Source organism: Sediminibacterium sp. (assembly GCF_051860225.1).
GTDB lineage: Bacteria > Bacteroidota > Bacteroidia > Chitinophagales > Chitinophagaceae > Sediminibacterium.
The window spans coordinates 1,094,030-1,105,762 of record NZ_JBHYEI010000001.1 but is presented as its reverse complement, the minus strand read 5'-3'; the positions used below and the strand labels follow the sequence as shown (position 1 = coordinate 1,105,762).

The window sequence follows — 11,733 nt, the reverse complement described above, 5'->3', positions numbered from 1 at the left end:
GCAATCGTTAAAAGTGAGCACACTTTATTTAAACAGTCAAATTAGGCAATTAAAAACAAATAAAAAAGCCAGTTTACACTGGCTTAACAACTTATAGGTATATACTAGTTAAAATAATATTGACCGGCAGGCTGTCTATAAATTCTACTTTGCTGAAATTCTGTAAATTTTTTGGCCTCTTCGGCATGCGTGCTAAGCCAGTTTTGGTAATCTTCCTCACCAAAAGCTCCCCCAAATAGCCATTGATTATAGGCTTCAAAAATGCCTTCTCTAATCATATGTTGCCAATGCAAAAACAATTGATAAGGAAATTGGGTTGCATTTTCAGACATCCATTCCATGAGTAAGCGGGTTTTAATACTACTGATATGATCAATAGTTAAACCATCTGCAACCAATGGCTTTGTCTTTTCGTAAATAGCCAATTGTTTTTTCTCGAATTCTGTATACTTAGGAACCAAATGGTAAGGCGTTTTTACAATTGGTCTTAAAATATTTTTATAAGCTTCAAGCATAGCTTTTTTAACTTCTGAAGTTCTAGTAGAGTAGCTTTCTAAATTCACAAACAATTCTCCATGAATTAACACCCTTATCCAATTCATTTCTTTGAAATAGTATTTAGCAGCATGGTAATAATTACCACTATAAGAAGGTGCTAGTTCAATCCCTTTTTCCCAAGTAGCAATGGCTTCGTCTTTTTTATTTTCTTGCAATAAGCACTCCCCATATTCACTGTAAATAATACCCCCATTAGGAAATTTTTTCAGGGCACGCTTATAAATTTTATTGGCCGCTGCGTAGTCTGCTATAGACTTGTAAGCCATGCCTAAAATTTGAAAACTTTGTTGATCGGAATTGGGTAATTCAATTGCTAATTTGCCAGCATCAATTGATTGCGCAAATTCCCTTTGCAAATAATAACAAAACGAAATATTCTTTAAAGTCTCTAAATTTTGAGGTTCTAAGGCTTTTGCTTTTTCTAAAGCAACCATCGCATTTACAAAATCACCTTGTTGCATTAAAGACATAGCAGATTCCTGAAACTGTTTAACAGTAGGGTTTTGCGCGTTAACATTAACCGCAAAAACCGCCATGATTAGAATAAAGAATAATTTTTTCATCTTGTATTAATCTGCAATTAAATGCGTTAACAAACCGTCTCTCAACTTAGGCTCAAACCAAGTACTCTTAGGAGGCATTACATTACCACTATCGGCAATAGCAAATAGTTGATCAATCGTAACAGGATACAAACTAATAGCAGCAGCCATTTCGCCACTATCTACTCTTTGTTCTAATGCACCCAAACCACGAATACCACCTACAAAATCGATGCGTTTATCGGTACGCTGATCTAAAATACCTAAGATTGGGCCCAAGATTTGTTCTTGTAAAATTGATACATCTAACACACCAATTGGGTCATTCGAATAAGTACCTTCTTTTGCAGTTAGTTTATACCATTGACCATCTACATATAAACCCATGGTATGAATTTCTTCGGGCTTCACTATTTGTTTGCCTACTAAACTTACTTCAAAAGACTTTTCCAAAGCAGTTAAAAAATCTGAAACAGATAATCCATTCAAATCTTTTACCACTCTATTGTAATCCATGATATGCAACTGATTCGAAGGGAAAAGTGTAGTTAAGAAATAACTCGCTCCTGCAGGTGCTTTCTCTTGTAATTGCATACGTACTTTGGCAGCAGAAGCCGCTCTATGATGACCATCTGCAATATAAGTGCAAGGAATTTCTTTTTCAAATACAGCCGTTATTGAAGCAACAATATCAGAATCACTCACAATCCAAATACTGTGTTGAATACCATCTTCAGCAGTAAAATCGTACACAGGAGACTTGGCTTGCTTCCAATGATCTATAATAGCATCCACCGCAGCATGATTGCGATAAGCTAAAAAAACATTACCCGTTTGAGCACCAGTGGTTTTAATATGATTGATGCGATCTTGTTCTTTTTCAGGGCGTGTAAACTCGTGCTTTTTAATGATATCATTTTCATAATCATCTACACTACTCACACAAACCAAACCCGTTTGACTTCTGCCATTCATTACTAACTGATAAATATAATAGCAGTCTTTAGATTCCCTAAATAATACGTCACGCTTTATAAAAGCATCTAAATTATCTTTTGCTTGCGCATATACTTCGGGTGCATGAATATCAATCTTATCCGATAAATCAATTTCACTTTTCGTGATATGCAAGAAAGAGTAAGAATTTCCTTGGGCAGCCAATTTGGCTTCTACACTATTTAATACATCGTAAGGTAAACTAGCAACTTGTTTAGCAAGTTGAGGTTGAGGTCTTAATGCCTTGAAAGGTTTAATAATTGCCATTGGGCAAATATCGGTGATATATTTTTAAATGAAAAGTTATGATAGGGAAGTATTAACCGTGCTTTTGAGTAAAGAAATGAACCAAATCACAAAAACTAGTCACACTTTCAATAGGTAAAGCATTGTACATGCTTACTCTGATACCCCCAACCGTTCTATACCCTTTCACCCCAATCATGCCTTCTTTTTTACAAAGGTCTAAAAACGGCGCTTCCAAAGCAGAATCTTTTAAAAAGAAAACCGCATTCATTTGACTCCTATCTTCAACCGCAACAGGCGCATCAAATAAAGGATTGGCATCAATGGTATCGTATAATAAAGAAGATTTCTTTTGATTACGAATACCCATTGCATCTAAACCACCTTCTTGAATAATCCAACGAAGGGTAAGCATACTTACATAAACCGCAAAAACAGGAGGGGTATTCATTAAAGAACCCGCTTCAATATGTTTCTGGTAATTCATTATCGTTGGGATTGTACGCGCTACTTTTCCTAAGATCTCTTTTTTAACCACCACCAGGTTCACACCCGCAGCACCCATATTTTTTTGCGCACCCGCATAAATTAAACTGAATCGATTGTAGTTGGCAGGCCTACTAAAAATATCACTACTCATATCGGCCACCAATGGCACGGCAGTTTCAGGAAAAGCATGCCATTGTGTACCTTCTACTGTATTGTTAGAAGTCAAGTGTAAATAAGCGGCATCGGAAGGAATATCAAACCCCTTATTTATGTAACGATATTGTTGATCACTGCTATCGGCCACCACTTTTACATGGCCAAATAAACTGGCTTCTTTCCAAGCTTTGTTTCCCCAAACACCATGGTCGCAATAGGCTGCGGTAGCTTGGGTGTCGAGCAAATTCATAGGCACTTGCATAAACTGCGTTGTTGCTCCCCCGTGTAAAAAAAGTATTTCATAAGAGTCGTCCAATTCCATTAATTGCTTCACCGAATCTTTGGCTTCTTGTAAAATTTCTTGAAACCAAGCCGTTCTATGGCCAATTTCTAACAAAGACAAACCAGTATTATTATAATTCAATACGGCTTCAGCCGCTTGGGTTAAAACGGGTTGAGGTAAAATGGAAGGACCAGAATTAAAATTATGCAGCTTCATATACAAAATCTAAAGCACAAAGTAAACCGATTATCTTTACATAATGCAACTCCCATCAACCTTATTAGAAAATGCAGTAGCACAATTTTCTAAGCTCCCCGGCATTGGAAAAAAAACGGCGTTAAGACTGGTGCTACATTTATTAAAACAAGACATCAACGATGTAGCATTGTTTGGAGATACCATTGCAAAAATGAGAAGGGATATACAATTTTGCAAACGCTGCAACAATGTAAGCGATGGCGAAACCTGTTCCATTTGCGCCAATACCATGCGCAATCAACAAATCATTTGTGTGGTAGAAAATATCAGAGATGTAATAGCCATAGAAAGTACCCAACAGTTTAATGGAACATACCATGTGTTGGGGGGGATTATATCGCCCTTGGATGGAATAGGCCCCGATCAATTGAGCATTGAGTTGCTCGTGAAGCGAATTACCCATGAACAAGTGGATGAACTGGTATTTGCACTCAGCCCCAATATTCAGGGGGATACCACCATTTATTTTATACAGAAAAAGATTGCTCATTTAAAATGTAAAGTCACTACCATCGCACGTGGCATAGCATTTGGAGGAGAGTTGGAATATGCAGATGAAATGACATTAGCCCGCAGCATTGCCAATAGATTGCCCGTTCAGCAGTATGTACAGTAAGTTTTGAAACCCAAATCCAAACAAAAACCTAACTTCGTTGTTTAAACATTAAAATAGCTGACACATGAAAAAGTGGACTAAAATCATATTAACCCTGGTAATGGTTGGCGCCGTTACCGGCGGGATCATCGTTTATAGAATCTTTACCAAGCCGCACCGTGACGTAACCACCGAAAATGCGATTGCCATCAAGGCCCAAGCTTTATTTGAAGCATTTAAAAATGATGAAGCGGCAGCCAACACAAAATATTTAGACAAAGCCATCGAAATAGAGGGAGAAGTATTAGACCAAAGCACCAATCAAGACGGACAATCGGTGGTGAATTTTAAAACAGACGATGCATTTTTTGTGATTAATTGTACGTTTAAAACTAACCCAGGAGCACTAAAACCCGGAACTACCATCCGTTTCAAAGGAATTTGTACCGGCTATATACCAGACGCCAATGTGGTGATTAACGAAGGCGTGCTTGTACCTTAATTGAACATTTATAAAAATTATAAACCCAGCTAATTAGATAATATGAAAAAAATAATATTAATAGCCGCTCTAACCATTGGCTTTACTCAATTAAATGCCCAAAAACAATTTGGAACAAGAAATGCAAAAGTAAGTTTCATTGCCACGAACGATGAAGACGTGAAAGCGGTGAACAATGAAGTGGCCAGCAGATTATCCGATAATGGACAAATGAGTTTTAGTTTATTGGTTAAAGGGTTCAAGTTTGAGTACGCAGAAATGCAAGAGAAGTTCAACAACGATTATGCAGAGAGCAATAAATTTCCAAGAGCAGAATTCAAAGGAAATATCAGCAATATCAAAGACGTAAACTTTACCAAAGATGGAACTTACAAAGTGGTTGCAAAAGGAACACTTACGCTACACGGCGTAACGAAACCTTTAACCGTAAATGGTTTAATCACTGTAAAAGCAGGCAAAGTTTCAGCAACCGGAAAATTTCCGATTGTAATGAAAGACTTTAATATTGATGCATCAGCAGTTACAGAAAAAGTGAATGCAGACATCAATGCAGTGTATCAATAGGCATTTACGAAGGGCTATATTTTGCTAGAATACAATATGGGTGTATCTTTGCACCGACTTTGGTGGATTTGTTTATTGTTCAGCCAAGGTCCTAGCCAATACGGTAGTATACCGCTATGGGTTAGTTTTTAGAACTAATAAACGTTTGAAGTGCATCCCCCACACACATTCTGGCGTTTATTGGTTATTTAACTTACTAAAAGTGATTGAACCAATAGCTATGCTAATAAAAGAAGAACTCCAGAAAAGAATCCTTGTAATAGATGGTGCCATGGGCACAATGATACAAAGGCATCAATTAACCGAAGCCGATTACAGAGGTGAGCAGTATAAAGATTGGCATTTAGATGTAAAGGGAAACAATGATTTACTTTGCATTACACAACCACAAATTATTAAGGGCATCCACTTGTTGTATTTAGAAGCAGGTGCAGACATTATTGAAACCAATACATTCAGTAGTACTACCATTGCAATGGCAGATTACGATATGCAAAGTTTGGCTTATGAGTTGAACGTAGCCGCTGCTAAATGTGCCCGCGAAGCAGTAGCGGAGTTTATGCAAAAACATCCAGGCACAGGACCCAAATTTGTAGCCGGTGCAATAGGCCCATTAAATAAAACACTGAGCTTATCACCCGATGTAAACAATCCAGGATATAGAGCTGTCACATTTGACGAAGTGGCCAATGCTTATTACGAACAAATTGATGGATTGGTGAATGGAGGTGTAGACATCTTATTAATCGAAACCATTTTTGATACACTGAATGCAAAGGGAGCTATTTACGCAGCTAAAAAATATTTCAGAGACAAGGGCATACCAGAACTACCCATCATGATCAGCGGAACCATTACCGATGCATCAGGAAGAACCCTGAGTGGACAAACATTAGAAGCATTTTACACTTCCGTAATGCACGCGAACCCCATCAGCATTGGATTAAACTGTGCATTAGGTGCCGCAGAAATGAGAAGTCATATAGAAGAGTTATCACAAATAGCGGCCTGTTATACATCGGCCTATCCAAACGCTGGCTTACCCAATGCAATGGGAGAATACGATGAAGCACCGCATGAAACAGCCCATTTTATTGAAGAGTGGGCCAAAGAAGGTTTCGTGAATATTGTAGGTGGATGTTGCGGAACAACACCCGATCATATTAAACATATTGCAGACAACGTTCGAAAAATGCAACCCAGACAATTACCTGTGGTTGAAACAACCATTTAAACAATGAGTACAATCAAACCATATTTAAGGCTTGCCGGATTAGAACCTTTGGTTATTAGACCAGAGACCAATTTTGTAAACGTAGGCGAAAGAACCAATGTAACAGGTTCAAAGAAATTTGCACGCTTAATCAGAGAAAATAAATTTGAAGAAGCACTATCTGTTGCCAGACAACAAGTAGAAAGCGGCGCGCAAATATTAGACGTGAACATGGACGATGCTTTGTTAGAAGGCGTAAGTGCCATGACCACTTATTTAAACCTGCTGCAAAGCGAACCAGATATCGCGCGTATTCCCATCATGATTGATAGCTCCAAATTTGAGATCATAGAAGCAGGATTAAAATGTGTGCAAGGAAAATGTATTGTGAACTCTATCTCTATGAAAGAAGGAGAAGAAAAATTCATAGAGCAAGCATTCATTTGTAAATCATTTGGGGCAGCAGTCATTGTAATGGCATTTGATGAAGTAGGACAAGCAGATACCAAGGATAGAAAAATAGAAATCTGTCATCGCGCGTATAAGATATTAACGGAGCAAGTAGGTTTTGATCCACAGGATATCATATTCGACCCGAATATTTTTGCGATTGCAACAGGTATAGAAGAACACAATAACTATGCAGTAGATTTTATAGAAGCCACCAGAGAAATCAAACGATTGATGCCATTGGCAAAAGTTTCAGGCGGTGTATCAAATGTATCATTTTCATTTAGAGGCAACGACCATGTAAGAGAAGCCATCCATTCTGTATTCTTATTACACGCCATTAAAGCGGGTATGGATATGGGGATTGTAAACGCAGGACAGTTGGTGGTGTACGATGAAATAGAACCCACCCTAAGGGCTTTATGCGAAGACGTGATCTTGAATAGAAACAACGACAACAACGAAGCCACAGAAAAATTAATCCAACACGCAGAAACCGTTAAGGCCAAGGGAAAAGTAGAAATAAAAGATGAAGCCTGGAGAAAAGAGCCCGTTGAAAAAAGATTGGCGCATTCATTAATCAATGGTATTACCGATTATATAGACGAAGACACAGAAGAAGCCAGACAAAAATATCCAAGACCATTGGATGTGATAGAAGGACCATTGATGGATGGCATGAATATCGTAGGCGATTTATTTGGAGCAGGAAAAATGTTTTTACCACAAGTGGTAAAGAGTGCCCGCGTAATGAAAAAAAGTGTGGCCATTTTAACCCCATATATTGAGCAAGAAAAAGAAGACAGAAAGCAAGCACACTTAGCGGCAGGAACCGTGAATGAGGAAACCGCAGGTGCAGCAAAAATTTTGTTGGCTACTGTAAAAGGAGACGTACACGATATTGGAAAAAATATTGTGGGTGTAGTACTAGGTTGTAATGGCTATGATATTGTAGACATGGGGGTAATGGTACCAGCAGATAAAATTTTAGAAGCAGCAGAAAGAGAGAAAGCAGATATTATAGGATTGAGTGGATTGATTACACCATCTTTAGATGAAATGGTGCATATAGCCAAGGAAATGAAGCGCAGGAATATGAAGCAGCCATTATTAATTGGAGGGGCTACTACATCCAGAATGCATACAGCTGTAAAGATTGCACCAGAATATGGAAATGGTGTTGTGCATGTACTAGATGCATCTAGAAGCGTAACGGTTGCGGGTTCTTTATTGAATAAAGAGCTAAAGACCCCATTCTTAGAGGAGTTAGTACAAGAGTACAGCAAACTAAAAGAAGGATTCGACAACAAAAAATCGGTGAAGCAATACCTGCCTTATGCAGAGGCATTGAAAAATAAAGTGGCTATTGATTGGGACAGTTATACTCCCCCTACACCTAGCTTTACAGGCACCAAAGTATTTGACCATTACGATTTGAATGAGTTAAGAACATTTATAGATTGGAAACCATTTTTCATTACTTGGGAAATGCATGGCAATTTTCCAGCCATCTTAACCGATGAAGTGGTTGGAACAGAAGCCACCAAATTGTACAATGATGCCAATGCTTTGTTAGATAAAATCATAGCAGAAAAATGGTTAACAGCAAAAGGTGTGATAGGATTTTGGGAAGCAGCCAGCAACCATGACGATGTAGAAGTACGAACAGAAAATAACAAAGTGCAATTGTGTTTTCATCGTCAACAAATCAAGAAAGCACCCGGACAACCCAATTTATCATTGGCCGATTTTATTAGCCCAGCAACTGCGAATAAAAAAGATCATATTGGTGCATTTGCAGTAAGCATTCATGGTATAGAACCACATTTAGAAAAATTTGAAGCGGCACACGACGACTACAATAAAATTATGTTGCAAGCATTGGCCGATCGATTTGCAGAAGCATTTGCAGAAGCATTGCACTTGCATACCCGTAAAGAATATTGGGGATACGATGCACAAGAACAATTGAGCCCAGAAGAGTTAATTAAAGAACAATACAAGGGTATTCGCCCAGCACCAGGCTATCCAGCTTGTCCAGACCATACAGAGAAATATAAATTATTTGATTTGCTGAGTGCACAAGACAATGCAGGAATCTCCTTAACAGAAAGCTTGGCCATGTATCCAGCATCATCAGTTTGTGGTTGGTATTTTTCGCATCCGCAGAGTCAGTATTTTGGAATTGGCAAAATAGAGCAAGACCAATTTAAGGACTATGCAGCCCGCAAAGGCATGGACGAAGCAACTGCTGAGAAGTGGTTGAGGCCGATACTGTAAGAATTTTTGTCGTTTATATTCGACATTTTAATAGTATATTTGTCGAATACAAACGACATTTATGGAAACCCTATTTAGTTTTCAGGCTGGCTTATTAAAAGGCATTCACAATAATTTTCGCAGGTACCTTCATGCCAATATTAATTGGAACCAACGAATGATTGGTATTAAAGGCCCAAGGGGTTCTGGCAAAACAACCTTATTACTACAATATTTAAAATTTGATTTAAAACAACCAGCAAATGCGCTGTATGTAACAACAGATCATACATGGTTTTATAATCACTCTTTACTAGAAACTGCAGAAGATTGGTATAAATTGGGAGGGCGTATTTTAATAATTGACGAAGTTCATAAGTATCCGAATTGGTCAAGAGAATTAAAAAATATTTACGATGGGTTTGCCGATTTAAAAATAATATTCTCCGCCTCAAGTGCACTAGATATATATAGAGGAGAAGCCGATTTAAGCAGAAGAGTGATTCACTATAGCTTAGCAGGATTATCATTTAGAGAGTTCATAGAATTTTCAACACAACAAAAATTAAAAGCTTATTCGTTTAAAGACTTACTAAAAAATCATCACCAAATAGCAGCTAAAATAACAGAAGACCTACACCCCCTCCCGCTATTCAAAAAATATTTACAGTATGGTTATTTGCCCATTACAGCGGAAGGTGAAAAAGAATATCCTATAAAGCTGAATCAAATCATCAATGCAGTAATTGAAACAGATTTAGCATTTATTGCATCTTATGGACCAGGCACTGCGCTAAAAGTGAAAAAATTAATTGCTGTAATTGCAGAGTCGGTTCCATTCAAACCAAATATTAGTGCATTAGCGCAAAAATTAGACATAAGTAGAGACAGTCTTTATACTTATATATCTCAGCTAACACAGGCAAGAATAATCAACACCTTACAAGCCTCGGGGAAAGGAATTTCAACTTTGCAAAAACCGGAAAAAATCTATTTAGAGAATACGAATCTATCATACGCATTAACCAGTTCCCCAGATATAGGTAATTTAAGGGAGACATTTCTCTTTAATCAATTGCAAAATGCTGGTTTGGTTGTATCTGCGCCTAAAGAAGGTGATTTCTTGACAGAAGGCTATCATATAGAAGTAGGCGGAAAAAATAAAACGGCTAAACAAGTGAAAGCAACTGAAAAACACATCATTGCAGCAGATGAAATTGAAATAGGAATTGGAACCAAAATACCGTTATGGCTATTTGGGTTTATGTATTAAAACTATGGTTTTAGTCTCATTTTAGTCAACAAAGGAATGAGTTGCTTATTACCAGGACCTGGTGCATACAATTGTTCAATAGTAAAGTCTTTATTAATTAAAATCATCCTTGGCACAGAAAGTAAGTTGTAATTAGAAAGTTTGTTTCGGTCAACAATAAACTCATCTTTGGATACACCCTGCTTAATCAAATACTTTTTCCATGCATCAAGGTTGTCATCAATGGAAACGGATAAAAATACTATGGAATCATCATTTTTAAATTGTTGTTTTAATAATTCCATTTTTGGTTTATCGGCTAAACACGGCCCACACCAAGTTGCCCAAAACTCTAAGTAAATTACTTTGTTTTTAAAGTTGGAAAGTGGAATTGTTTGATTATCCGTATTTGTAAATAAAATATCAATTGCTGGGTCTCCCTGATTGAGTTGAGTTAACTGAGCTATGGTAGATGCAATTGCATTTTTATACACATCAGTATTAATTGAATCGATTCCTTTATATAAGGCAATTAAGTCATTTTTATTATCCAAAGTAATGGCTTTCTGTTTAATAGCACTTGCCTTAAACCAATCATTAATTTTCTGTGGTATCGAAAAAGTTGAAGGTTGATTTTGGAGGATTGTGTTTAATACATCACGGTAAACCACTAATTTCAAATGAAGGGGATCAACTAACCCCTTCGAAAGTTTTGCAATAATCGGCTTAGTCAAAGAATCTCTTTGTTGCTGAATCATTAAAGCACTATCTGTTGAAGTTTTATGAACCCAACTATAATAAATAGGTATATTCATAAAGCTATTGATAATATCCGCTTTAATTCTAACCGATTCTAATCGGTAAAAATCAGGCGAAACCATTCGTCTAATACTATCCAATTGCTGGCTTCTCTCTTTACTTTTAGTGAGAATATAATCAATTGTTTTTGCGATAGACGATTGGATACCCGTTTCGCCATCTAAAAAAGATCCCTGCTTCGGATAAGGTGTAAGCTTCAAATAAGTATTTTCAATTTGACGAGAACCACTAAAAATAGATTTAGTTGGATTTATACGATCAATGGTAGCGTTAATATCATCACCAGGCGATATATATATAATATTTCGACCTATACGATAATAACCAGGTATTGCTATTTTAAATTGAATTGAAAAGTTTTTATTTGAGTCAGGAACGAAAATTCGTTCGTTAGAGGATAAGCTAATGTCCTTAAACTCAGTCATATCTTCCACTTCAACCGAATTATTAAAATTAATGGCTTTACCAGAAATTTTAACTGCTTTAAATTCTTGTGCCTTGGCAGAAAGTAAAGAGACAAATAAACAAAATAAGATGCTGAGCTTTTTCAT

The 11,733-nt window shown here is 37.1% G+C and carries 10 protein-coding genes; 6 read left to right on the top strand and 4 right to left on the bottom strand.

The features are described 5' to 3' along the window. Nucleotides 1-104 precede the first annotated feature (104 nt). The 3 genes from ACTIEI_RS04785 to serC are packed head-to-tail and all read right to left on the bottom strand — an operon-like array spanning nt 105 to nt 3,486. Nucleotides 105-1,121 carry a tetratricopeptide repeat protein gene (locus ACTIEI_RS04785; RefSeq protein WP_439505144.1) on the bottom strand — a complete coding sequence of 339 codons (1,017 nt, stop codon included), beginning with the start codon at nt 1,119-1,121 and terminating at the stop codon, nt 105-107. Nucleotides 1,122-1,127: 6 nt separating this feature from the next. Next, a complete protein-coding gene (locus ACTIEI_RS04780; RefSeq protein WP_439505143.1) occupies nt 1,128-2,363 on the bottom strand; it encodes a DUF1015 domain-containing protein in 1,236 nt (411 codons plus the stop codon). Between the two features lie 52 nt (nt 2,364-2,415). After that, the gene (serC, locus tag ACTIEI_RS04775) at nt 2,416-3,486 is read right to left on the bottom strand and encodes a 3-phosphoserine/phosphohydroxythreonine transaminase (RefSeq protein WP_439505142.1); all 1,071 of its coding nucleotides are present in this window, start codon (nt 3,484-3,486) and stop codon (nt 2,416-2,418) included. A 43-nt stretch (nt 3,487-3,529) separates the two neighbouring features. Between serC and recR the strand changes: the two genes are divergently transcribed. From recR to ACTIEI_RS04745, 6 genes are all read left to right on the top strand, one after another. Beyond that, nucleotides 3,530-4,144, top strand: coding sequence for a recombination mediator RecR (recR, locus tag ACTIEI_RS04770; protein WP_439505141.1), 615 nt, complete (start codon nt 3,530-3,532; stop codon nt 4,142-4,144). Nucleotides 4,145-4,208: 64 nt separating this feature from the next. Next, the gene (locus tag ACTIEI_RS04765; protein ID WP_439505140.1) at nt 4,209-4,625 is read left to right on the top strand and encodes an OB-fold protein; all 417 of its coding nucleotides are present in this window, start codon (nt 4,209-4,211) and stop codon (nt 4,623-4,625) included. Nucleotides 4,626-4,667: 42 nt separating this feature from the next. Further along, on the top strand, nt 4,668-5,189 hold the full coding sequence (locus tag ACTIEI_RS04760) for a YceI family protein (protein ID WP_439505139.1): 522 nt from the start codon (nt 4,668-4,670) through the stop codon (nt 5,187-5,189). A gap of 202 nt (nt 5,190-5,391) precedes the next feature. Beyond that, nucleotides 5,392-6,423 (top strand): homocysteine S-methyltransferase family protein, encoded by a 1,032-nt coding sequence (locus ACTIEI_RS04755; protein WP_439505138.1) that lies wholly within the window; start codon nt 5,392-5,394, stop codon nt 6,421-6,423. Nucleotides 6,424-6,426: 3 nt separating this feature from the next. Continuing rightward, on the top strand, nt 6,427-9,132 hold the full coding sequence (gene metH, locus ACTIEI_RS04750) for a methionine synthase (protein ID WP_439505137.1): 2,706 nt from the start codon (nt 6,427-6,429) through the stop codon (nt 9,130-9,132). A gap of 61 nt (nt 9,133-9,193) precedes the next feature. Then, on the top strand, nt 9,194-10,384 hold the full coding sequence (locus tag ACTIEI_RS04745) for an ATP-binding protein (RefSeq protein ID WP_439505136.1): 1,191 nt from the start codon (nt 9,194-9,196) through the stop codon (nt 10,382-10,384). A gap of 2 nt (nt 10,385-10,386) precedes the next feature. On the opposite strand, the gene ACTIEI_RS04740 is transcribed toward ACTIEI_RS04745, so the two are convergent. Then, the gene (locus ACTIEI_RS04740) at nt 10,387-11,733 is read right to left on the bottom strand and encodes a TlpA family protein disulfide reductase (RefSeq protein WP_439505135.1); all 1,347 of its coding nucleotides are present in this window, start codon (nt 11,731-11,733) and stop codon (nt 10,387-10,389) included.

Coding starts and splice junctions, on each gene's coding strand:
- ACTIEI_RS04785 (WP_439505144.1), bottom strand. CDS start 1,121: ATGAAAAAATTATTCTTTATTCTAATCATGGCGGTTTTTGCGGTTAAT.
- ACTIEI_RS04780 (WP_439505143.1), bottom strand. CDS start 2,363: ATGGCAATTATTAAACCTTTCAAGGCATTAAGACCTCAACCTCAACTT.
- serC (WP_439505142.1), bottom strand. CDS start 3,486: ATGAAGCTGCATAATTTTAATTCTGGTCCTTCCATTTTACCTCAACCC.
- recR (WP_439505141.1), top strand. CDS start 3,530: ATGCAACTCCCATCAACCTTATTAGAAAATGCAGTAGCACAATTTTCT.
- ACTIEI_RS04765 (WP_439505140.1), top strand. CDS start 4,209: ATGAAAAAGTGGACTAAAATCATATTAACCCTGGTAATGGTTGGCGCC.
- ACTIEI_RS04760 (WP_439505139.1), top strand. CDS start 4,668: ATGAAAAAAATAATATTAATAGCCGCTCTAACCATTGGCTTTACTCAA.
- metH (WP_439505137.1), top strand. CDS start 6,427: ATGAGTACAATCAAACCATATTTAAGGCTTGCCGGATTAGAACCTTTG.
- ACTIEI_RS04745 (WP_439505136.1), top strand. CDS start 9,194: ATGGAAACCCTATTTAGTTTTCAGGCTGGCTTATTAAAAGGCATTCAC.
- ACTIEI_RS04740 (WP_439505135.1), bottom strand. CDS start 11,733: ATGAAAAAGCTCAGCATCTTATTTTGTTTATTTGTCTCTTTACTTTCT.